Annotated in this window: 20 protein-coding genes; 16 read left to right on the plus strand and 4 right to left on the minus strand. The window is 54.0% G+C overall.

Annotated features, from left to right (window positions below; translation table 11 throughout):
• Positions 1–9 precede the first annotated feature (9 nt).
• The 5 genes from arsD to KNP82_RS00580 are packed head-to-tail and all read left to right on the plus strand — an operon-like array spanning position 10 to position 5,404.
• Positions 10–369: an arsenite efflux transporter metallochaperone ArsD gene (gene arsD, locus KNP82_RS00560; protein WP_029594925.1), complete on the plus strand. Its 360-nt coding sequence runs from the start codon at positions 10–12 to the stop codon at positions 367–369.
• Between the two features lie 14 nt (positions 370–383).
• On the plus strand, positions 384–2,141 hold the full coding sequence (arsA, locus tag KNP82_RS00565; protein ID WP_035385731.1) for an arsenical pump-driving ATPase: 1,758 nt from the start codon (positions 384–386) through the stop codon (positions 2,139–2,141).
• Positions 2,138–2,416, plus strand: a complete 279-nt coding sequence (locus KNP82_RS00570; RefSeq protein WP_029594927.1) for a Fe-S cluster assembly protein HesB — start codon at positions 2,138–2,140, stop codon at positions 2,414–2,416. The genes arsA and KNP82_RS00570 overlap by 4 nt, the downstream gene beginning before the upstream one ends.
• Positions 2,417–2,446: 30 nt before the next feature.
• A complete protein-coding gene (locus tag KNP82_RS00575; protein ID WP_035385645.1) occupies positions 2,447–3,733 on the plus strand; it encodes an arsenic transporter in 1,287 nt (428 codons plus the stop codon).
• A 12-nt stretch (positions 3,734–3,745) separates the two neighbouring features.
• Positions 3,746–5,404 carry an FAD-dependent oxidoreductase gene (locus KNP82_RS00580; RefSeq protein ID WP_214826631.1) on the plus strand — a complete coding sequence of 553 codons (1,659 nt, stop codon included), beginning with the start codon at positions 3,746–3,748 and terminating at the stop codon, positions 5,402–5,404.
• A gap of 182 nt (positions 5,405–5,586) precedes the next feature.
• Here the strand turns inward: KNP82_RS00580 and KNP82_RS00585 are convergent, their stop codons facing one another.
• The gene (locus tag KNP82_RS00585; protein WP_214826633.1) at positions 5,587–6,717 is read right to left on the minus strand and encodes a GGDEF domain-containing protein; all 1,131 of its coding nucleotides are present in this window, start codon (positions 6,715–6,717) and stop codon (positions 5,587–5,589) included.
• Positions 6,718–6,931: 214 nt separating this feature from the next.
• Here KNP82_RS00585 and pulA point away from each other — a divergent pair, with 214 nt between their 5' ends.
• The 9 genes from pulA to KNP82_RS00630 all read left to right on the plus strand — a co-directional run bounded on the left by pulA (position 6,932) and on the right by KNP82_RS00630 (position 16,839).
• The gene (pulA, locus tag KNP82_RS00590) at positions 6,932–9,853 is read left to right on the plus strand and encodes a type I pullulanase (RefSeq protein WP_251128593.1); all 2,922 of its coding nucleotides are present in this window, start codon (positions 6,932–6,934) and stop codon (positions 9,851–9,853) included.
• A gap of 225 nt (positions 9,854–10,078) precedes the next feature.
• The gene (locus KNP82_RS00595; RefSeq protein WP_214826635.1) at positions 10,079–10,534 is read left to right on the plus strand and encodes a PAS domain-containing protein; all 456 of its coding nucleotides are present in this window, start codon (positions 10,079–10,081) and stop codon (positions 10,532–10,534) included.
• Positions 10,482–11,219 (plus strand): PAS domain-containing protein, encoded by a 738-nt coding sequence (locus KNP82_RS00600; protein WP_131471879.1) that lies wholly within the window; start codon positions 10,482–10,484, stop codon positions 11,217–11,219. Before KNP82_RS00595 ends, KNP82_RS00600 begins: the two co-directional genes overlap by 53 nt.
• Positions 11,216–12,901 (plus strand): putative bifunctional diguanylate cyclase/phosphodiesterase, encoded by a 1,686-nt coding sequence (locus KNP82_RS00605; RefSeq protein ID WP_214826637.1) that lies wholly within the window; start codon positions 11,216–11,218, stop codon positions 12,899–12,901. Before KNP82_RS00600 ends, KNP82_RS00605 begins: the two co-directional genes overlap by 4 nt.
• 102 nt (positions 12,902–13,003) lie before the next feature.
• A complete protein-coding gene (locus KNP82_RS00610) occupies positions 13,004–14,077 on the plus strand; it encodes a nitric oxide synthase oxygenase (RefSeq protein WP_058764326.1) in 1,074 nt (357 codons plus the stop codon).
• An 18-nt stretch (positions 14,078–14,095) separates the two neighbouring features.
• Complete coding sequence (locus KNP82_RS00615; RefSeq protein ID WP_236355703.1) at positions 14,096–14,512, plus strand: RDD family protein; 417 nt, start codon at positions 14,096–14,098, stop codon at positions 14,510–14,512.
• A gap of 132 nt (positions 14,513–14,644) precedes the next feature.
• On the plus strand, positions 14,645–15,496 hold the full coding sequence (locus KNP82_RS00620; protein ID WP_029594935.1) for a DegV family protein: 852 nt from the start codon (positions 14,645–14,647) through the stop codon (positions 15,494–15,496).
• Between the two features lie 19 nt (positions 15,497–15,515).
• Positions 15,516–15,839: a thioredoxin family protein gene (locus KNP82_RS00625; protein WP_021066467.1), complete on the plus strand. Its 324-nt coding sequence runs from the start codon at positions 15,516–15,518 to the stop codon at positions 15,837–15,839.
• Between the two features lie 106 nt (positions 15,840–15,945).
• Complete coding sequence (locus tag KNP82_RS00630; RefSeq protein ID WP_214826643.1) at positions 15,946–16,839, plus strand: DUF5996 family protein; 894 nt, start codon at positions 15,946–15,948, stop codon at positions 16,837–16,839.
• A 34-nt stretch (positions 16,840–16,873) separates the two neighbouring features.
• Here KNP82_RS00630 and KNP82_RS00635 read toward each other — a convergent pair whose 3' ends face one another.
• The 3 genes from KNP82_RS00635 to KNP82_RS00645 form a co-directional block, all read right to left on the minus strand.
• On the minus strand, positions 16,874–17,602 hold the full coding sequence (locus KNP82_RS00635) for a DUF4261 domain-containing protein (protein WP_236355702.1): 729 nt from the start codon (positions 17,600–17,602) through the stop codon (positions 16,874–16,876).
• A gap of 86 nt (positions 17,603–17,688) precedes the next feature.
• On the minus strand, positions 17,689–20,010 hold the full coding sequence (locus KNP82_RS00640; RefSeq protein WP_214826646.1) for an ABC transporter permease: 2,322 nt from the start codon (positions 20,008–20,010) through the stop codon (positions 17,689–17,691).
• Positions 20,011–20,015: 5 nt separating this feature from the next.
• Positions 20,016–20,714 carry an ABC transporter ATP-binding protein gene (locus KNP82_RS00645; protein WP_214826649.1) on the minus strand — a complete coding sequence of 233 codons (699 nt, stop codon included), beginning with the start codon at positions 20,712–20,714 and terminating at the stop codon, positions 20,016–20,018.
• Between the two features lie 169 nt (positions 20,715–20,883).
• Here KNP82_RS00645 and KNP82_RS00650 point away from each other — a divergent pair, with 169 nt between their 5' ends.
• Both KNP82_RS00650 and KNP82_RS00655 read left to right on the plus strand, forming a co-directional pair.
• The gene (locus tag KNP82_RS00650) at positions 20,884–21,714 is read left to right on the plus strand and encodes a DegV family protein (protein WP_021066472.1); all 831 of its coding nucleotides are present in this window, start codon (positions 20,884–20,886) and stop codon (positions 21,712–21,714) included.
• A 128-nt stretch (positions 21,715–21,842) separates the two neighbouring features.
• Positions 21,843–23,525: a GGDEF domain-containing protein gene (locus KNP82_RS00655; RefSeq protein WP_214826651.1), complete on the plus strand. Its 1,683-nt coding sequence runs from the start codon at positions 21,843–21,845 to the stop codon at positions 23,523–23,525.
• Positions 23,526–23,877: the final 352 nt, after the last annotated feature.

Here is a 23,877-nt window from a genome sequence, read left to right on the forward strand (position 1 = left end):
GAGTCAACGATGAAACTTGAAGTATTCGAACCAGCCATGTGCTGCCCGACCGGACTTTGTGGTCCTTCAATCGATCCGGAGCTGACGCGGATTGCGACCATCCATTACGTATTAAAACAACGCGGCTTTGATGTGGCCCGTTATAATCTCGCCTCCGAGCCAAACCGATTCGTCGAGAACGTCCATGTTCAAGCTGAAATCGCGAACGGCCTTGAGACGCTCCCACTCACGGTCGTCGACGGTGCCGTCGTCAAACGAGGCGCTTACATGACGAACGAGGAGATTGCCGAGTTGACAGGACTCCCGGTCGAAGCGTTCGCGAAACAAGATGGCGAAAAGCCGAAAGTCCGCATCACGCTTAAAAAATAAGGAGGCGGGTCATGATGAATCGCTTTGATTTCACGACAATCGAACCAACGCGCTATGTGTTTTTGACCGGTAAAGGCGGTGTCGGCAAGACGTCGACCGCTTCGAGCCTCGCGTTGACGCTTGCTGACCGCGGTAAGCGAGTCTTGCTCGTCTCGACCGACCCTGCGAGCAACCTTCAGGACGTGTTCGAGATGGAGCTCGACGAGACACCACGCCTCGTCCCGGGAACCGGTCTGTTCATCGCGAACTTCGACCCGGAAGAGGCGGCGAAGCAGTACATGGAACGGATGGTCGGTCCTTATCGCGGTGTCCTTCCGGACGTGGCCATCCAGTCGATGGAAGAACAGCTGTCCGGCGCCTGTACGGTTGAGATCGCGGCGTTCGACCAGTTTACCGAGTTACTGACGTCTGAGTCGGCACGTGAGACATACGATCACGTCATCTTTGACACGGCACCGACTGGTCACACGCTACGGTTGTTGACGTTGCCAAGTGCGTGGGACGAATTTTTAGAGACGAATACGACCGGCGCGTCTTGCCTCGGTCCGCTCGCTGGTCTGGCCGACAAGCAACTGCAATACAAACGGGCTGTCGAGACGCTCACCGACGGCAGCGAGACGACATTGTTGCTCGTCGCCCGTCCCGAGACATCGACGCTCGTCGAGGCGGCGCGTGCCGCGATCGAGCTTCACGCGATTGGAATCGAACAGATGCAACTTGTCATCAACGGCGTCGTCGCATCAGACGAAGGGACGGACCGCTATACGAAACGGTTCATCGAGCGTCAACAACAAGCGCTCCACGAACTGCCGAAAGGCATCGCCGACCTCGAGACGTTCACGTTGCCATATGCGTACGAGAATCTCGTCGGTGTCCCGGCGCTCCGACGCTGGGTAAACGGGGAGACGGCCACCGTCCTAACTACAAGCTATGACACAAGTCATTATGGCTCGATCGACCGACTCGTCGATGAAATCGAGAGGGATGGACCGAGCGTCATCATGACGATGGGGAAAGGCGGGGTCGGCAAGACGACGCTCGCCTCGCTTGTCGCCGTCGCGCTCAGTGAGCGAGGGCACGCCGTCCATTTGACGACGACAGACCCGGCCGCACATGTGGCTTTCACAATCGGGTTGGATGTCCCGGGTACGTTCACCGTCGATGCGATCGACCCGAAAGTCGAAATCGAGAAGTACCGGATGGACGTGTTCGGGGAAGCGGGGGATATGAACGAGGAGCAGCGCATGATGCTCGAAGAGGACTTGCGCTCGCCATGCACCGAGGAGATTGCAGTCTTCCGCGCCTTCGCCGATCAAGTGGCGAAAGCGAAAGACCGCTTCGTCGTCATCGATACGGCGCCGACAGGTCATACGCTGCTTCTCTTGGATGCGACCGAGAGTTATCACCGCGAACTCGAACGATCGACAGGGGTCGTCCCGGAAGCGGTTCGCGACCTGTTACCAAAACTGCGCGATCCGAAACAGACGCACGTCATCATCACGACGCTACCTGAAGCGACACCGGTGTATGAAGCCGAACGGCTCGTCGCTGACTTGAAACGGGCCGAGATTCAACCGTTCGCCTGGGTCGTCAACCAATCGTTCACACCGCTCGATGTGACAAGCAAGCTGCTGACGGCGAAAGTTGCGAGCGAGACGCCATGGCTCGAACGGGTGAACGCCTATCCGCGTCCGACGTTACTCGCATGGCAAGAACAACTGCCGGTCGGTTATCCGGCACTGTCACAACTACTCAAGGAGGAAGTTACATGAAAATCACGAATGAAGCCATCGATTTTATGAAAGACGCACTGGTTGAAGAAGAAATCAAATCAGTCCGTATCTGTACGGAAGCCGGGTGCTGTGGACCGACGCTCGGTCTAGTCGTCGCGGCTCCGGAAGCGACGGATGCGGTCAAAGACTTCGACGGCCTCACGTTCGCCGTCGCGAACGACGCCGAAGCGATGGCGGAAAACGTTACGCTCGACGTCGAGTCGACAGAAGACGGCGTTAGCCTTGTGCTTCGCGGTCTGCAACAGACTTGCTAAAAAAATAGAGATTTATTGGAGGAACTCATTGTGCAGTGGATTGCTAGTATTATCTTTTTGGTCACGCTCTTCCTCATCATCAAGCAACCGAAAGGCCTTGGCATCGGTTACTCGGCGATGGGGATGGCGGTCATCGCCCTTCTCACCGGGGTCGTCAATTTAGATGACGTCGGTACTGTCTGGGGAATCATTTGGAACGCGACGTTCACGTTTATTGCAATCATCATCATCTCGCTCATTTTGGACGAGATTGGATTCTTTGAATGGGCTGCCTTACATATGGCCCGCATCGCCAAAGGCGGCGGCGTCAAGCTGTTCGTCTATATCACGTTGCTCGGTGCGCTCGTCGCGGCGTTGTTCGCGAATGACGGGGCGGCGCTCATCTTGACGCCGATTGTCCTCGCCATGGTGCGGGCACTCAAACTGCCGGATGCGGTCGTTTTGGCATACGTCATGGCGTCTGGGTTCATCGCTGATTCGGCGAGTCTGCCGTTCGTCGTCTCGAACCTCGTCAACATCGTCTCGGCCGATTTCTTCGGCATCGGTTTCGCCGAATATGCGGCACGGATGGTGTTCGTCAACGTCTTCGCCGTCGCTGGAAGTTTGCTCGTCTTGTATTTGTATTTCAAAAAGGACATTCCGAAGCAGTACGATTTATCGAAACTCGTCGAGCCGGCCTCGGTCATCAAAGACCATAAAATGTTCCGCTTGTCGTGGGTCGTGCTCGCACTTCTCGTCATCGGATACTTCACAAGCGATATCGTCGGCATCCCGGTCTCGCTCGTCGCTGGGATTATCTCGTTGTTCTTCCTGATCATGGCGAATCGTTCACCGGTCGTGCCGACCCGGTCCGTCCTACGCGGGGCGCCTTGGGCGATCGTCTTCTTCTCGCTCGGGATGTATATCGTCGTCTACGGTCTGCAAAACGCGGGACTGACGCAAGTGCTCGCCAACTTCATCGACTGGTTCGCCGTGAACGCCTTCAGCGCTACGTTCGGGATGGGCTTCTTGGCCGCCATCTTATCATCGGTCATGAACAATATGCCGACCGTCATGATTGACGCGCTCGCCATCGATTTGACGAATACGACCGGTCAGATTCGGGAAGCGCTCATCTATGCGAACGTCATCGGGTCCGATCTCGGTCCAAAAATCACACCGATTGGGTCGCTCGCGACGTTGCTATGGCTCCACGTGCTCCGCACGAAAGGGCTTAAAATCGGTTGGGGTCAATACTTTAAAGTCGGGATCATCTTGACGATTCCAACGCTCGCCATCACCTTGCTTGGACTATACATCAGCCTACTACTTTACTAAGGAGTGTTTAATATGAAATTGGTCATCATCGGTTCAGTCGCCGCCGGTACATCGGTCGCGGCAAAAGCACGTCGTAACAACGAAGACGCACAGATTACGATCTACGACCGCGACTACGATATCTCGTACTCGGGTTGCGGTATTCCGTATTATGTCGGCGGCGAAGTCGAGTCGCGCGACGATTTGACGCCTCGCGATGCGGCATTCTTCAAGAAACGCTACAACATCGACGTCATGACACGTCATAACGTGACGGCAGTCGATGCCGACGCACAGACGGTCACGGTCGAGAACCTTGAGACGGGTGAATCGTTCACGGACAGCTATGATTCGTTGGTCCTCGCGACAGGTGCCTCGAGCATCATCCCGCCGATTCCGGGTGTCGATTCGGACAACGTGTTCCCAATCCGTAACATTCAGAACGCGGAAGCGACACGTAACTTCGTCGATGCGACGAACCCGAAGCATGCAACCATCATCGGCGCCGGGTTCATCGGCCTCGAGATGGCTGAGCAGCTCAAACTGCGCGGCGTCGAAGTTACGGTCATCGAGCGTTTCCCGCAAGTGATGCCACCACTCGATAAAGATATGGCTTGTCGCGTCGAGGATCACCTCGAGAAGAACGGGATCGAGCTCATGCTCGGGGAGACAGTGACAGAACTCGTCGGTGATGGTCATGTTGAACGCGTCGTCACGGAAAGTGGCAAGACGATTGATACGGACCTCGTCATCCTCTCCGTCGGTGTCCGTCCGAACACGGAACTCGCGAAGTCGATCGGTGTCACAATCGGCGAGACGGGTGCGATCGCCATCAATGAGCGGATGGAGACGAACGTGAAGAACGTCTATGCGGCCGGCGACGTCGCCGAAAGTTTCTCGCTCGTCACGGGCAAACCGATTTGGCGTCCGCTCGGTTCGACGGCGAACAAGATGGGTCGTGCTCTTGGTGACCTCATCACAGGAGGCGACCTTGAACACCGTGGCATCCTCGGCACAGGCATCTTCAAAGTGTTTGGCCAAGCCGTCGCCCAGACCGGTCTATCGGAACGTGAGGCCCGCGAGCTCGGGTATGACGTCGAAGTGCTCCATAACACGAAGCCGGACAAGCCGGCTTATATGGGCGGGAAAGACTTGACGATTAAAGCAATCGGCGACCGGTCGACACGCCAATTGCTCGGCGTTCAAATCGTCGGGTTCGAAGGTGTCGACAAGCGCATCGACGTGTTCGTCACGGCTATCACGTTTAAGGCGAAAGTCGATGACTTGTTCCATCTCGACCTCGCGTACGCTCCGCCGTTCTCGACGACGAAAGACCCGGTCATGTACACGGGCATGGCGCTCGCGAACAGTATGAATCAATCGGCGCGACTCATCACACCGGGTGAGCTGCAGAAGCGGATCGATGCGGGTGAAGACATGCAGATTATCGATACGCGTAAAGCTTCGCAGTTTGAAAAAGCATGTGTCGACTGTGCGGTCAACATCCCGCTCGGTAACTTGCGCGAAGCCGCCAAGGACATGGAAAAAGACAAGCCGACCGTCGTCTATTGCAACGGCGGGGTGACGGGGAACGCGGCTCAAAACGTGCTCCGCAACCTCGGTTTCACCGACGTTTACAACTTGTCAGGTGGGAATAAAAATTATCAACTCTTTAAAAAATACGGGAACTAACACAGACGGCGTCCGAGCCATTCGGACGCCGTTTTTTGGTATGCTGAGAAGTGAGGTGAACAGGATATTATCGGGTGTTGCATGAGAAGGACGAAGCGTTCAAGCTGAGCTATCGTTGGTACTTAGAGGCGTTAGAAGAATGGAAGAAACTATAATGAACCCCTCATGCCGCGCATCAGGGGTTAGTTCGCTTTCTTTTCGTTCCACTTGCCGAGCCGGTTGCGTCCGCTCTGTTTGGCGACATATAACCCGACATCGGCTTTTTTAATCAGTTGGCTCGACGTGGCGATTTTTGACTCTGACGTGCTGGCGATGCCGATGGAGACGGTGACGTCAATGAACGATCCGTCTGGCAATAAGAACGGCGTTTCGGCGATTTGCCGCAAATAGCGTTTGCCAATGACGAACCCTTGCGACAACGTGCAGTCAGCCAATAAAACCGAGAATTCTTCGCCGCCGTTGCGGCAGACCATGTCATCGGTCCGGGCCGTCTTCGTCAACCGGTTGCCTAATTCGACCAAGATGGCATCACCGGCATCATGGCCGTACGTATCGTTAATCGATTTGAAATGATCGATGTCGAGGAAGAGCAAGGCGACGTCTTGCGTTCCGTTAATCACTTCTTCGTCGACGCGCTTCATCTCTTCCTCGAAGCGGCGGCGATTGCCAAGTCCGGTCAATGCGTCGGTGAAGGCCGCTTCTTTATATTTCGAGATGAGCCGTTCCGAGCGTTGGATTTTATGGATGCCCCCGTAGACGATATGGAGAAGGAATCCGGCCGAGTACCCGATGGTGATGAAGGCGAGGAGCGTCATCACATACGTTTCGATTTGATTATAATTGCTGACGTTTAACAGCGAGAACAACGAGATGAATCCGAGGCTGATCGCATTGACGATCCGGATGTCCCGCGCCGGTTTGATTCGTTCACGGAACCATAGGAAAGCGACAGCAATCGATGCGGCGAGCGTGTAGTCGAGAAACGTGATCAACAAAAGCGTCTCGGTCAAGATGAACGGCAAAACGAGAATGCTCGCGACATACGTGATCCGTACACCCGGCAGGCCGAAGTAGAGCGCCGACATGATGATGGGGACAAACCCGTATTGAAAGTCGGCCTGCGCGTTCCACAACACGCCGTGCAGGGTGATCACAATCGATAGCCCGGCAAGTAAGAAGGAGATGGTGACTTGACGCCGGAGCGGGAGCTTCGTCGTCACGCCCAGCTTCGTGAGGCGCGAAATAATATAGAGACCGACCAGCAACAGACTGGCGTTGGCGATCAAGTTGTTAATGAGGTTCGTAAGTGACATATATTTAAAATTCCTCCTCTAACTTCTATATACAGTCCATTAATCCGAAAATGCAATCATTTTCGGAATGGAAAATAGCGGAGGTTTCCCAACCGATGGCGCAAAGAGGAAGGTGTTAGGTGTTTATCTAGAAAAACATTGAATTCCGAAAAGGAAACGTTTACAATTTTTGTGTAAGCGTTTTCCTAAAATCATGCTACAAGGAGGGACCCACATGGTCAACAAGCGATGGAAACAGGCATGGGCAGTTGTGCTAACGTTTGCACTAGTGTTCTCAATGTTTCCGATGTCATCGTCTGCTCTTGATAAAGGTAAATCGACGCTCGTCGTCGTTCACTATCAAGAGGCGCCGGACAATCAAACGGATTGGAACTTATGGCTTTGGGCGAATAACCCAGATTATTTCCCGAATAAAGGCTTCGCCTTCAACGGCGAGGACGACTTCGGCAAGGTGGCGGCCTACGAATTCCCGGTCGACTCACCTGAAAAGCTCGGCTTGATTGTCCGTACGGACAATTGGGAGAAAGATAAAGGGTCGGAAAACGACCGCTTCATCACGAGCGATATGATTAAAGACGGCGTTGCCGAAGTGTGGATCAAGTCAGGGGACTCAAAGATCTATACGTCGAACCCGGACGGGGAAACGGCAGCAACGGACGTGGATATGAAAGTTCATTACTTCCGTTACGACAATACATACACGGACTGGGGTCTTTGGACATGGCCAGACGGTAGTGACGGTCAAAGCATCAACTTTGATGAGACGGACGCATTCGGTGGTGTCGCGAACGTGAAGTTCGCCAACCCGGACGCGAAGAAGCTCATCGGACTCGTCACGAAAAAAGGCGAATGGGCCGAAAAAGATGGCGAAGACCGTTTCGCGCTCAGTACGGCGAAAGAGATTTGGCTCGTCGAAGGGGATTCGACGATATACTACTCAGAGCCGGAAATCGATCGCTCACCGAAAATCATCTCATTCGAGGCGGACACGTTCCGTCAAGCGGAGCTCACGCTCAACCGCGTCATCGATGAGACGTTCTTGAGTGAATTGACGGTCGAAGGTGCGACCGTCGAATCGGTTGAGAAGTCAGGCGACAAATCGGTCACGGTCCGTTTCAAGGCCGACATCGACTTGGCGGCGGTCATCACGGCGAAGCATCCGACGTTCGGAGACAAAGTGCTCCAAGCGGGCGACGTGCTCCGATCACCGGAGTTCGATGCGAAGTACGCCTATGACGGCAAGCTCGGCGTAACGTACAAGCAGTCGAAAACACAGTTCGTCCTCTGGGCCCCGACGGCTCAAGACGTGAAACTCGAACTATGGAACATGCCGAAAACACGTCCAGCTTCAGATAAAGATTTGAAGAAAACGATTTCGATGAAACGTGGCGAGCGCGGCACATGGGTCGCGAACGTCCGCGGCGACTTGGACGGCATCGGCTACACGTACAACGTCAAGCACGCATCAGGTAGCGTCCGCGCGGTCGATCCTTACGCGACGGCAGTTGGTGTGAACGGGGACCAAGGGGTCGTCGTCGACTTGAACGAGACGAAACCGAAACGTTGGAACTCGATGAAGCCGAAATTGGCGAAACGGACAGACGCCATCATCTATGAGACGCACGTTCGCGACTTGTCGATTTTCGACGTCACGTCAGACAAGTACGATTCAGGGATTAAAAACAAAGGCAAATATCTCGGTGTCGTCGAGCCAGGCACACGCCTCCTCGTCAACGGCAAGAAGACAGCCACAAAGACTGGCCTCGACCATATGAAAGACCTCGGTGTCACACACGTCCAGTTCATTCCGGTGTACGACTATAACACGGCCTCGGTCGATGAGACGAAACCGGATGCATCATACAACTGGGGGTATGACCCGAAAAACTATAACGCGCCGGAAGGCTCGTATTCGACGAATCCATATGACGCAAAAGTCCGGATTCGTGAGATGAAACAAATGATTCAAGGGCTTCATGACAACAATTTGCGCGCCGTCATGGATGTCGTCTATAACCACATGTTCGATGCGCAAGCCTCGAACTTGCATAAAATCGTTCCAGGTTACTACTACCGCTACACAGAAGGCGGCGATTTCGCGAACGGAACGGGTGTCGGTAACGATACCGCTTCGGAACGCAAGATGATGCAGAAGCTCATCGTCGACTCGGTCGTCTATTGGGCGCAAGAGTACCATTGGGACGGGTTCCGTTTCGACCTCATGGGCATCCATGACGTCAAGACGATGAACCAAGTCCGTTCGGCGTTGAACAAAGTGGATCCATCTATCCTCGTCTTCGGCGAAGGTTGGGACCTCAGCACGCCGCTCGACCCGGCGAAAAAAGCGAACCAGAAGAACGCATACAAGATGCCAGGCGTCGCACACTTCAACGACAACATCCGCGACGGCTTGAAAGGCAGTGTCTTCATCGACACGGACAACGGCTTCATCAACGGGAAAGCCGGCCTTGAGAACCGCATCAAGACAGGCATCGTCGGTGAAATCGATTATAGCGCCGACATCAAAGGCTTCACGAAAGAACCGACGCAAGCGATCACGTACGTCGAAGCGCACGACAACCACACGCTCTGGGACAAGCTTGAACTCACGAACCCAGAAACGTCGGAAGCGGACCGTACGAAGATGCACCGTCTCGCGTCGAGCATCCTCTTGACGAGCCAAGGAACAACGTTCATTCATGCAGGTCAAGAGTTCATGCGCACGAAAGAAGGCGACCACAACTCGTACAAATCGCCGGACCGCATTAACCAAATGGACTGGAAACGGGCCGCCGACCGTAAGGCGGACGTCCAGTACATGAAGGGCTTAATCGAAATGCGTAAAGATAACCCAGGTCTCCGCATGACGAAGGCGGTTGACGTGAAGAAAAACTTGAAATTCTACAAAGCCGAAGCGAACGTCATCAGCTACTCGATTGATGACAAAGCACCTGGCCAGAAGAAAGACTTGTTCATCACGCACAACGCCAACGCTAAGACGGTTAAAGTGAAATTGCCGAGCGGGCAATGGAACCTCATCGTCGATGGGAAACAAGCGGGCACGAAGACGATTAAACGCGTCTCGGGCACGGTCGATGTACCGGCCTACGGATCGGTCGTCGTGAAACAACGTTAAACGGGAGACCACGGACTCAATTGAGCCGTGGTCTTTTATGATGCTTGAAATAATGACATTAATTTCAAAATATGTACAAAAGAGAGATTATTCCCCTTATTTTCAAAAGTAGAAGCCTCCTTGACGGGTTCCATCTTATATAATCAAAGTAATACGACATTCATGTGACGTTCGTCACACCGGGGAGTGGTGGAAATAGGCTTCTTCCGACAATGGAAGCATGCATTGGAATCAAACGTTGAACAAATGGAACGTGGAGAACGAATCAATATCGATCCGCTCCTGTTAGATCAGTATCCAGATGCCGTCTATGTACTCGATCGAGAGTTAAGGCTCGTCGACTCGAATGAAAAACTGTCGCTTCTTTTCAACGGGGAAGAAGAACGGTTCGTTCATCCGGCATCATGGTTGCCTCGTACAGAAAGTGAACGGGTCCAGACGTTCCATCAACGGTCGCTCCAAGGTGAAACCGTACATTATGAACTGCAAGCGCGGAACGAGGACGGTCGCTCGATTCATCTGTCGATTACGAACACGCCACTCTATACCGGACGGGTCATCACGGGCCTTTACGGGGTCGTCGAAGATTTGACGACACAGACGGAGTTGAGAGAACGTTACAATTCGGATGAAAGTGAGCCGATCGCTATTCGAGCGGATCCCTGGACTCATCTTGATTGAACTCGACCTTGAAGCGGACACGTTCTATCATTCTCCGCAAACCGGACAACTGCTTGGTTTGACGAAACGACAGCTCGCTGAGATGAAGCGGGAAGATTTTCGGAAATTGATTCATGAAGACGATCGGGGTACGTTCGCGGCGGCAATCGAAACGTTGCTTCAAGACACCGAACAATTTGAATACGAGACGCAACTTCGCGCTTTTAATCCGAAAGTGGAACAGTATTTGGAGTTGATTGTGAAAGTCGGTGTCTCGAAAGACCGAAAAGCCGTCACCTGGGCGATGTTTGATGTGACGAATTTCGTCACGGCCGAGGAAGAATTGACGAGAGAACGGTCGAAAGTAAGGCAGCTTTGCGAGATTGTCGACTCAGTCATTTTTGAGCGCTATTTTGAGTCAAAACAATTCAAGTTTTTGACGCCAGGCTTCTCACTTATCTTTGGATATACGGAAGACCAATTCAACGCTCACCCGGATTACTGGCAAAAAGTTGTCGTCCCGGACGACATTCCGAAAGTCAAGCAGGCGCGGGAAGTGACACTGAACGGAAAACCATCGACGTTCTCGTATCGTATTTTCGCCAAAGGGAACATCAAGTGGATCGAAGAGAATCGGGAACCGATTTTTTCTGAGGGCGGAACGTCATCGGATTCCGGACGCTCGTCAAAGACATCACGCAGTTGAAAGAGCAACAAGAAGAGATTTGGCGTCTTGCCTCGCTCGATCCGATTACAAACATGCCGAATCGCGAGTCGATCACGGAGTCGGTATATCATTTGACCCGCAAGCGGGACCCGTTCACGCTATTCTCGCTATCGTTCAATCGGATTGCCGAGATCAATCATACGTTCGGCTACGAACTTGGCGACGAGTGGCGTGTGGCGACGGTGAACCAATTGATTCGCCTATTGCCGAAAGACGCCATGCTCGGGCATTTAGATGCGGATAACGTGCTCATCGTCTTGCCGCGACGCATGGAAGATCCCGAAGTGCTCGCGCTCGGGAAAAAGCTCGGCACGCTCTCGACCCATCGCTTCCGCGTTGATGTCTATGACTTATTCGCCCGCATTTCGATTGGGGTGAGCCGATATCCGGAAGACGGGGTGCAGGCGAGTGAGCTAATTAAACACGCCTGTATTGCCATGAACCGAGCCGACAAGAAAATCGGGGCTCAACTTGAACTGTATTCCTCACAAATGGATATTGAGTCATTAAAGCGATATGAACTGCTGCGGGATATGCGTGGGGCGCTTCAAAACAAAGAGTTTTATTTAATGTATCAACCGAAAGTGAACGCGTGGACCGGACAAATCGTGGGGGCCGAGGCACTCATGCGTTGGACGCATCCGACGTGGGGATCGATTTCACCAGCCGAGTTCATCCCCCTCGCAGAGGAGAGCAGCCTTCATCTCGAGCTGACGAATTGGCTGATTGAAGAAGTGTGCCGCTATTTGATGACGCTCCCGAAAAAAGTGCCGATTTCAATCAACGTCTCAGCCAAATATTTATATCAAGAGCATTTCGAGCATGTGATCGAGGACACGCTCGCCCGTCACCATATCCCCGCGAGCTATCTCGAGGTCGAAATCTCGGAGACATCGCTGTTAGAAGACGCCCAACAAATCACGCAAGCGTTCGAACGATTGAATGATCTTGGCATCCCGATCGCGTTCGACGATTTCGGGAAAGGCTACTCGTCGCTCGCATACTTGCAGGCGTATAGCGCTCAGACGATTAAAATCGACCGGGTATTCGCCCACAACGTTAACCAAAGCCGGAAGGCCCAAGGAATCATTCGCAGTCTACTCCTCATCGCCGAGGAGTTCGGGATGAATGTCGTCGTCGAGGGTGTCGAGATGATGGACGACCTGCTCCGCCTCCGCGAATTTGGCTGTCACGTCATTCAAGGATTTATTTTCAGCCGTCCGCTCAAAGAGTCAGAGTTCGAACAAGCGCTCGAAGCTGGAACACTGACGCCGATCGAAGAGTATGTCGAGACGCTACCGTCGTCGAGTCGATTGATTCATGCGGGCATCACCATCACGCGCTTGCGCAATCGAGACGTCGCGGTTGGCACATCACCAATCGTCATCATGCGTCGCGGCTTCAAGGCCATCGCCTTTTACGGGTCAATCCGCTTACCGGTTGATAGTGATCTCAGCCTCGTCATCTTGCTTGACGATGGAATGGCACCATTCCCGATTCAAGTGAAGCGTTTGACCGAGCTTGCCAATGGCCTCTATCAATATGAGGCGTCATATGAACAGACGGTTGAACTTGAAAAACGATTGACTGCCTTGGAAAGCGAAAAACCACGAGGCTTTACGATTCAAAAAGCGAAAGACTTGATCGATCAGACAGACTGAAAGCGAGCCGATTGGCTCGCTTTTTCTGTACGCTAAAAGTAGAAACCCGTTATGATATTCTCTAAGATGAGAGGGACAGACTATATAGAGGAGATCGACAATATGGACATTCAGGTAGCCCGACACTTTTTCTCACAACTAGAAGGCGATCATTCGAAACGGCTACAGACGATTGCGGATGAGATTGAACGAACAGGATCGTATACGCTCACGACCGATGAGTTGACGGAAGGGGCAAAACTCGCCTGGCGCAACTCGAATCGATGTATCGGCCGTCTGTTTTGGCAGACGCTGAACGTTCGGGATGCCCGCGACGCAGAGACGTTCGACGACGTGTTCGAGGCGCTCGTCAGTCATTTACGGTATGCGACGAACGATGGCAAGATTCGCTCGACGATGACGGTGCTCCCGAATGAGTTTCGTTTGTTGAACGCGCAACTCATCCGGTACGCGGCGTATGAGACGGAGGACGGAATCATTGGCGACCCGCTATCCTTGACGATGACGCGACAGGCCGAACGACTCGGCTGGAGCGGGGCCGGGACCGAGTTTGACGTCTTGCCGCTGTTAATTACGGACGGGCGAGAGGTCCGGCTCTATGAACTGCCAGACGATGCGGTGCTCGAAGTCGAGATTCGGCATGAGGCGTACGACTTGTTCAACGGACGCATGATCAAGTGGCATGCCGTCCCGGCCATCGCCGATATGGAGCTTGAAATCGGTGGCCAGCGCTTCACATCAATCCCGTTCAACGGCTGGTATATGGAGACTGAGATTGGGGCGCGCAACTTGGCCGATACGGACCGCTATAATCTTTTGCCGCTCGTCGGCGCGTCGCTCGGTCTCGACACGTCGAAAGAGCGGACGCTTTGGCGCGACCGGGCCCTCGTCGAATTGAACGTGGCTGTCTTGCAGTCGTTCGAGCGGGCCGGGGTGACGATCGTCGACCACCACACGGCGGCAAAACAGTTCAAACGGTTCGAGAAGAACGAACAGGACGCAGGGCGCGACGTGACCGGCCAATGGAGCTGGCTCATCCCGCCGCTGTCACCCGCCGCGACGCACGTGTTCCACCGCCATTATGATGACAAAATTGTGACGCCCAACTTGTTCGCGCGTTCGGGTTGTCCGTTTTCGGCGTTTCAAGCGAAGGCAAAAGAGGAATCTAAAGCCTAGAACCGAAACGAGAGGATGATGAACGTGGCAGTCCCAATTTGGAAACGTGCCGTTGCTAGTCAAATTGACCAACTCATTTTTCAAACCCCAGCGAAACTCGTCGAGAAGACGATTCGGAAAAAGTTGTTTCCTGGAAAAGAAGTGAAACGTTACTATTTGCCGACGCTCGTGACGATGGCCGGGGAAGTGTACTTCCTGCTCAACAGAAATGGCCAGACGATCGGTGACCAAGTCGTCGGGATTAAAGTCGTCAGTCAAGACGGACGACCGCTCTCGCTCGAACAAGTCGTGAAGCGGACGTTGTATAAAGATGTCGTCTATCCGGCCACGCTCGGTCTCCCGTTGTTAAAAGCGTTGCAACAGATCAAGTCAGGCAAAGACATGGAATTGCCGCACGATGAGTTTGCCCATACAAAATTGATTTCGACACGATGAGTCGAAGCCGAAGACAGCGCGACGATGAGTCGGGCTGTCTTTTTCGTGCGAATCAGTCAGAAAGGAAGGATTTCGAAAAATAAGGTATAATGAGTTAGGAAAAAATTGAACGACCATTGGAGGATTTTTGTTATGACCAAAATCGCATGGATTACCGATAGTATGGCCAATTTCTCGAAAGAAGAGGCGGCCCGTCTCGGTGTCGATATCGTCCCGATTCAATTGATCGTCGACGGCAGCGGCTACAGCGAAGTGGACTTGTCGCTCGAAGACTTGCATCGCTATATGATCGACCAAAAGAAAGAAGCGAAGACGTCACAGCCGATCTTCGGTGACTTCATCGCCCGTTATGAACGTTTGAAAGAAGAAGGGTATGACTGCGCCATCGCCGTCCATTGCTCGAACGGCTTGAGCTCGACCGTGAAAAACTCGAGTGCGGCGGCCGAAGCGGCCGACTTCAAAGTGTACACGGTCGACTCGCACGCAGCGCTCGAGGAGCAGCAAGAACTCGTCCGTCTCGGTCTCGCCGCCGAGGCTGAAGGTAAGTCGGTCGAAGAAATCGTCGCCTTGCTCGAAGCGTGGCGTGACAAGAAGAACTTCTTCATGATTATCGGCAACATGGAAACGATGCGCCGCGGGGGTCGCGTCTCGTCAGGCGAGATGTTCCTTGCCAACATCCTTAACATCAAACCGATTATCACGCTCGATGAGACGGGGAAAGTCATCCCGTTCAAAAAAGCACGGTCGCTCAAGAAAGCCTACGCCGAGATGGTGACAGAGCTCGAACGTCGTCACGCCGCGAACGGCATTCATAACAACCGTGTCTTCGTTCAGACGGCGCTCGCTCCAGAGATGCAGGACAATATCGTCGCTCTCATCCAAGCGAAGTTGCCAGACATTGAAATCGTCAAGACGCGTTTCTGTCCGTCGATTGCGGTCCACGCAGGCTTTGAGACGGTCGGCATTCTCTGGCTCGACGCGTAACCATAAAGGAGGGAGTTTGATGGAAGCTGTCACCACACTCACTGCGTTACAAGACCGGATTGCGGACTCGGACCAATTGCTCGTCTACGTCTCGCATCCGACTTGTAGCGTCTGCCACTCGCTCAAACCGCAAGTCGAAGAGATGTTGACGGAGTTCCCCGATATCGAGGCGGTCGCCATCGATTCGGATCAGGTGCCGGAAATTGCCGGTGCCTACTCGATTTTCACGGTACCGGTCGTCCTGTTCTTCCTCGACGGCAGAGAGACGCTCCGCCGCGCCCGGTTCGTCCCGATCGGCGAGCTGACGCATCAACTCGAACGTCTCCAAGAGATGCGAGGCTAAATCCACAGACACGTGTCTGTGGATTTTTTTGGTTGTCGGAGCCGGACACGGGGAATCAGGAGAGTAGTTGCGTCACTTGTTCGAAAGAAGAAATGGGGAAACGCTCATGAATCTGATACGTCACTCTGAATGGGTCGACACGAAGCTCACGCTCCATCTCGTCTCGCAAATTCTCGGAAAAATCAAACTCGGGCTGGCCCCGCAAGAGCCACAGTGGGCTCACGTCACATTGCCGCTCACCGTGAACGGGTTTTCGACCGGGCCGCTCTGGAGCGGGGAGACGTTGTTCGAGATTGACGTCGACGTTGCGGCTGGAATCATTACGGTGCATGTCGAGTCCAATCGAACGATGTTCCCGCTTGAGGACGGGAAAACGCTCAAAACGTATTACATGGAAATCATCGGTACGCTTCAAGCGTCCGGAATCCGCCTTACCCTCAATCCGAAGACGCAGGAGATGCGAGAACTCAGATACTTGGACCGGGATGAGGCGCCGCTCGCTTACGATGCCGATGCTGCGCTGAAAGGGCTGCGTTTGTTCCAATACGCCGCACGGGAACAAGCGGCGTTTCTTGCCCCGCTCCGATGCCGGAAAGTGAAACCGGCCTTGTTTTGGGGCACGTTCGACGTCTCGTCGATGATCGTCTACGCGAAGTCCGAGCCGTTCCCGGAAGACAAACTGATCGAGAAGGCGGCGTTCGATGAGCACATGATCGAGTTCGGGTTTTGGCTCGGGGATGCGTCCGTCGACGTGCCGATGTACTTTATCTTGCCGTATCCGTTTCAATACACCGAACTCGCCTCGGAACGGCTTCAACCTGCGGACGCCTACTATGACGCCAACATGAGCGAATGTTTTCTGTCGCTGGAGAAAGTAGACCGGTCGGGTGACATCCAAGCGTTCTTCCGGACATCGTTCGACCTATTGAGTGAACAGCTCGGATGGGAAGGGTGCGCGCATTATTTCTCGCCGCTCGATATGCCGCCGCAACCAAAATAAGGGCCCACAGACGAAAGTCTGTGAGCCTTTGTTTTTATTCTGCTGCGACTTGTGGCACGAGGTAAATCAAGCCGAACGGGTTATGGAGCAAGTTGTCGATTGACGTCCGCTCGTCTTCACCCATCTCGACCGTGAACGTCTTGCCGTCCTCGAACGTGAAGCTGTCTCCGTCTCCGAACATCGAACCACCCGAGATGAGGTGGAAGTTGAACGAGTGGACGACGTGAATCGCGTCTTCAATCTCGAGCGTGGCCGGTACGGCGACGTCGGCGTGACCGAACGCTTTCATGCCCCACGAGACGTAGGCGTCTTCTTCTTCCGTGATGGCCGTCAGAAGTGAGTAGTCGAGGGCGAGATCTTCTTCTTTCGACTCCTGCCATTCGTCTTTCGAGTAGGCAACACCAGCCGTCTCGACCATGACGCCGAGGCCGCCGGCGTTCAAGATGGCGTTGGCTGCACGGCGCGCCGCCGCGATGTCTGACACGTCATTGACGTCGACAATCAAATAGATGATGTGCGTATGGCGGGCGAGCCCTTTCGCGATTTTCGGCGTGAAGCCACCTGAACTGGCGTGAATCATCGCCTCGGCGAGGGCAGGGTCGCGCTCGACGACTTCGACTGTGAACGCTTTCCCGGTCTCGTCTTCTAGCAGCAACAGGCCGGCCATCGTGTAGCCTTCACTATGTAAACTGATTTGTTCGCTGACTGCCTCGGCCGATGACCAGTTTCCTGGGATGGCGAGCAATACTTGTGTACGGTTCATAAGAATCATCCTCTTCTTCTAATAGTCAGGCCCCTCACAGGGAGAGGCCCGGTCTCTTCTCTTATTATGCCCTATTTGGCGACAAATTATTCTTGATATGTCTTCAATACTTCTTGTAACGGGATTTGATCGATTTTCCGACGACTGATGAACGTACTCGCGAAGAAGAGGAGCGTCACCGCGCCGAGCGTATACAGCACGTACACCCATTCAAATTCGAGCGGCAGGACGAGGCCGTAATCTTCTGCGAACACGACGATGATGACCCGCAAGATGAGGAGGGCGATCGGGATGCTGAGGAGCGCAGAGGCGAGCGCGTACATGAAATAGCTGTTCAAAATCATCGAACGGACCTCACGCCGGTTATAGCCCATCACTTTCAACAGCGAGATGACGTAATAGTTTTTCTCGACCGTGAGCGCCGTCAAGACGAACAGGATACTGAAGGCGATTAACGCCGACCCGCCGATCATGACGTTCATCATCAAATTCATATATTCATTGATGGACTGGGACTGCTCGATGAGGCCGCTCCGAGAGATGATGGTCGGATAGTCCGTCTCGTCCGGCCGTTCGGTCGCGTAAATGCCGTTGAACAACTCGTCCGTCGTCCCGTCCGACAACTGTTCGCTGAGCGCCGCACGCGATAGATAGACGGTGTCCCCCATATACTCATCCGCGATGCCTCTAATCGGATACGACAGCGTCTCGTCTTCGAGTTCAATCTTGAGGGTGTCCCCGGTCTCGAGTCCGAGCTTCAAGGCAAGCGAGGCGCTCACGATGACCTCGTCTGCGGCAGGCGTCAAGTCATTCCCGTCTTCGTCTATAAGCCGATCGAGCGTGTTTGTCGCATCGAGCCCTTTCAACGTGACGAGCTTGTCTTCGACGAACGCGAACGGATAGGTGAGGAACGGTTCTTGTCCGTCACGAAGCGTAGGCTGCGTCGTCGTATACGCCTCGTACGCATAGTCGGCCTCATTCAATTCCCCGACGGTCATCCGATCGACGGCCCCGTTCATCATGAGGGCGAAGACGATGAGAAGGGTCGAGAACAGGATGCCGAGGAAGAAGATGATGAAACTGCCCGTGCTTTTGACGGCGTATAAATATTTGAACTTCGTCTTGCCGCGTGTGTTGCGGAGCATGCGGCTGACGATCCGACTGAGGCGGTTGAGCGATACGTTGTCGCGAGGTGACAACAAAGCGAGCGCGCTCTCACCCATGATTTTATAGATGACCGCCCCTGCGACGAGTGCGAAGAAGAAGAGCGGGGCGAAGACGGCCGTGAGAAAGACGAGCGGGCTTTGAGCGATGGTGATGGACGGCAACAGATAAAAGTCGAGATACAGGTTTTTGAGCGGTTCGGCGAAATAGAGCCCGAGAAAGTAGCCGATGACGAGCATGATGGTCGCGAACACCAAGATGAGCACCAGATACGGTATGGCAATTTGGCGTCGGTTATACCCGATTGCTTTCAATAGACCGATTTGTCCGCGTTCGGCCTCGAGCATGTTCGAAATCAAGATGGCGACGATGATGACGGCGATGGAGACGATGAATAAGCTCAAGCCGAGCGCCATCGCTTTACCGGACGAGATTTCGCTATAGATGGCGCCGCTGCGCATGATGTTCTCCGTCTCCATGACCGAGATGACGAACGGGAGCTCAATGTCCGTCACGACTGTCCCGTCGGTGGCACCAGCCAAACGGAACGATTCCGTGCCGGTCACTTCCTCGTAAGCGTTGTCCGTCATGAGGAGAAGCGTCTGCGTGCCCGGGTCGAGGTTAAAGTAATTTTCATCAAACAGCGGCAACGTATAGTCCGGGAACAGGACGAACCCGCTCACCGTGAACGGGCTGCCGAGGTCAATCGTGTCGCCGATGGCAATGTCATTCTTCTCGGCGTATTTCGCGTTGATGGCGACCTCGTCGTCTCGCACGGGGCGCTTGCCCGCTTCGAGATACGAGAGGTTGATGGCGTCCGCTTCTTTCAAGACGAGTCCGCGGTGCTCACTCGAGCCGAAGGGATAGTTAATCAGTTTTGAAGCACGCAGTTCGAGCGTCGCGTTGCCCATGTCACGCTCGACGGCATCAATCCGCGCCGTGACCAACGCATCGAACGCCGCCTCGTCGACACGTTGCAAGTCCGATAGTGTATATCGACCTGAAGCGATGAAGTCGGCGAGGGCGGGGGCGGTTGCTTCTTCCGCGGTGACGCGGTTGAGCATCTCGACGGCAAAGTCTTCTTGATTCGATGACGCAAGATATTCCTCGGTCGGGACTTCGATGCCGCTGATGCCATAAAACATCATCGTGTACGTGAGCGAGCTCATGACGATGATGACGGCGATGGCGAGAAGCTGCATCCATTTACCGGCGAGCGTCTTCCACACATTTTTATAAAGCATCTGTCTCACCCCCAGTGGATGTCACGAGCAGATCGTTTAATCGGGTTGTGCGTCAATTCAATAATTCGACCCGAGTTCATTTTGATGACGTCATCGGCCATCTCGCTGATGCTGGTGTTGTGCGTGATGACGACGACGGTCTTGTCATACTCCTTGTTCAACCGTTCGAGCAATTCGAGCACCCGTTTCGAGTTGTCCTCGTCGAGCGACCCCGTCGGTTCGTCACAGAAGACGATGGACGGATTTTTGGCGAGGCTGCGGGCGACTGAGACGCGCTGTTGTTCGCCGCCGGACAGTTGATACGGATACTTGTCGCGGGCGGCCGTCAGTCCGACCTGCTCAAGCAATTCATCGATCGGGAGTGGGTTGTCAGATAAATCGGCCCCGATTTGAATGTTTTCATAGACGGTCAGGTTTTGGAGCAGATTATACTGTTGAAAGATAAAGCCAAGATGGTCGCGCCGAAACGCGGTCATTTGTTCCGGGGACAACTTGGTCAGGACGGTATCACCGAACGTAATCGTCCCGGACGTCACCGTGTCGAGTCCGCTGATGACGTTCAACAGCGTGCTCTTGCCGCTCCCGCTCGGTCCCAAGATCACGACGAACGCGCCGTCCTGAATCGTCAACTCGATGTCTTTAAGCGCCGCCGTCTCGACATCCCCGGTCTTATAAATTTTATTGACATGCTCGATGTGAATCATGCCGATTCCTCCTTTGTCCGATGCTATCTTTTACCCGTTTCAGGCGCATTGTGGACGGGAATATGTGAAACTTCAAGGGAATTCGATTTTTGAAAAAATAGTGAAACCGCTTCACCTGTGATAAAATAATATTACCAGGTACTAATTTTGATTGAAGGAGAGCCCTAACATGAAAATTGCTTATATTACGGACAGCACCGTTGTCCTTCCAGATTCGATTCAGCACCACCCGGACATCCATATCGTCCCGCTCTACGTCGTCAAAGGAGATCAACCGTATAAAGATGGGGTCGAGGTCGATGCCAAGACCGTATACGAATGGATTGATGCGGGCGAACGCGTCTCGACGAGCCAACCGGCCATCGGCGACTTCGTCACGCTGTATGAAGGAATCAAAGATCAGTATGACATGGGCATCGCCGTCCACTTGTCATCCGACTTGAGCGGCACGTATTCGGCATCGGTCCAAGGCGCAGAGATCGCCGAGTTCAAACTGCTCGCGATTGACTCGCGGGCCGGGATTTATACGATGGGACTCATGCTCGAAGAGTTGATTGAACGTGTCGAACGCGGTGACGCGCTCGAGGACGTCGAAGCGTATATGAAACAACGTGTCGAGGATGTCCGCATCGAGTTGATTTTGCAAAATTTGACGCAGATGCAAAAGGGCGGACGTATCTCGAAGTCGAAAGCGCTCATCGGCAACATGTTGCAGTTGAAACCGGTGCTCCGTTTCGAAGACGGGCTCATCGTTCCATATCAGACGGTCCGGACGTATAAAAAAGCGCAAGCCCAGCTGTTCGAAGCACTCCGTCAAGCCATCGATTCGGGCGAGTGCACGGACGTCTCCATTTTCCACGGAAACGTGCCAGAGCTGGCCGAGTCGTGGAAACGTGAGCTCGGCGATAAAGCCAAGATTCGGGTCGACACGCTCGCACCGCTCCTCGGAGCACACACGGGGTCAGGCTCAATCGGCATCTCGTTTTTAAAAGCGAAGTGATGACAAGATCGTGACGAGAGTCACGGTCTTTTTTTCATTGTCAAAACTTTCAAACAACGGCTGGAATCTTCAACCAAGAACCTTCATACTGTGTAAGAATGATAACGGATAAGGAAAGGGGGGAGACGATGCGATTTCGGAAGTACCTCGTCAGGAGCTGGTTCTCGTGGTCGATCGTCTTCATGGGGATTCTCTCCTATATGTGGCTCGGTATCGGGACGTTTGATTGGTCGTTGTTTTGGTTCATCTTTACGCTCGGTGCCCTGTTCGTGATGAATCCGCTCAAGCGGCGGCACTTACACTTCACGTTCCATGAGATGTTTGTCTTTATGACGTTCTTCTTGTACGGTCTGCTCCCGGCCTTATTGATGGGACAGCTCCTGCTGCTCACATTCCAGGCCCGGACGTTCGCGAACAAAGTCGGGCGGCGACGATTTTTACATTTCTACCCGCTCAATACGTTGATTGAGGCGATGTTGCTCGTCTTACCAGGACTCGTCTACTTGCGGCTCGGCGGACAAATTGGTCCGAACGTCCATCTGCTCGAGCAAGGTACGGCGCTACTCGGTTTCTTCGCGATCTTGTTCCTCGTCCTCGGATTCAGTTTCCTCATGTCGCGGTTCTTGATCGGGGAACGGATTCCGCTCCCGATCATGTGGCGTCTGCTCCGATTCGACTGGCTCGTCATCTCGCTCGAGCTATTGTTCACGATGGTCGCAATCGAGGCGTTCCAGTTGTTCGGCTATACCGGCCTGATGGCGACGTTCCTCATTCTGTCGCTCCTCAAGATGGGGCTGTCCAAAGCGACGGAGACCGAGGAGACGCAGTCGAAAATCGACCAAGTCGAGCGTTTGAAAGAACAGCTCTACCGAGTCGACAACGAACAACTGCTCATCGAGAAGTTTTGGAACGGGTTAAGAGAAGTCGTCGAACTCGAACGTGGCTGGTTACAAGTCAATCGAACCGGCGACCGCACGTTCTATGACGTCAGCGGACGAAAGTCAAAACCGATTGCCGACGCCTTTACGCTCGAACGGCATCGGGATGCGGAAGAGCCGTACTTCGTGTACGATTCGCTCCATGAGTGGCATCCCGACCTGCAGGCACAACAGACCGAGTTACATCATTCGGCCCTCGTCATCCAGCCCGTTTCGAGCACGACGAACGCGGTCAGTTGCATGATTTCGACGACAGCGAACGGCGCGTATGAAGGGGCGATCGCCGTCGAGATTCATCGACTGTTGAAAACCTTGTCCTGGTCACTCGAACGGATTGACGAGCGTAACCGGCTCCAGCATGAGAGTCTGACCGACCCGATGACAGGGCTGCCGAACCAGCGGGCGCTCAAACGTTGGACGAAGGAGCGGTTGAACGACATTGCCTCGTATCCGTTGTCCGTGTTCTTGGTCGACTTGGATCATTTCAAGGCGATTAACGATACGTATGGCCATGCGTTCGGGGATAAAGTGTTAATCGAGGCCGGGGCGCTGTTCAGTCGTCTCGTCCGAAGCGGTGACCTCGTCACGCGTTACGGCGGCGAAGAGTTCGTGTTCGTCTTTCCGCGCATGGATGAGGCGGCTGCCATCGTGACGGGGGAGAAGATCCGCCAAGCGCTCCGCGCCCATCCGTTCGGCTCCGAAGGGATCCGCGTCCAAGTGACGGCGAGCATCGGCATCGAGACGATCCACGAGTATGACGACCTCGACACGCTACTCCGCCACGCCGACCGCGCCATGTACGTCGGTGCAAAATTCAACGGCCGGGACCGTGTCGCCCATTATCGCGATACGTCGACGGAACGGATTCAATGATGAAAGAGAACACCAATAAGCCGGTGTTCTTCTTTTTCGTCTAATCAACATGAACGATGTTCGACCGACGCCCTCCGTTCCTGGGGCGATGCGGATGACTCCGCAGCGCATGCCGCGCTTTACGGGGTCATCCTTGCATTGCTCTCCCCTAGGAGTTCGGGCACCGGCCAAGGCATCGTTCAACAAATATTGAACGAACTTCCATGTCTGACACGGGACATTGATGTACCGTGGCGCGTTCGATGCGCTCGTCCGTCGGCGCCCCGACTCTTGCAGGATAGCAATCCGACGGAGACCCAGCAGCGTAAGCGATGCGGCTCCGGGATTGCCTGCAGAAAGCGTGGGCGCCGAA

The organism is Exiguobacterium sp. s26 (assembly GCF_018618235.1).
In the GTDB taxonomy this organism is placed as follows: domain Bacteria; phylum Bacillota; class Bacilli; order Exiguobacteriales; family Exiguobacteriaceae; genus Exiguobacterium; species Exiguobacterium chiriqhucha.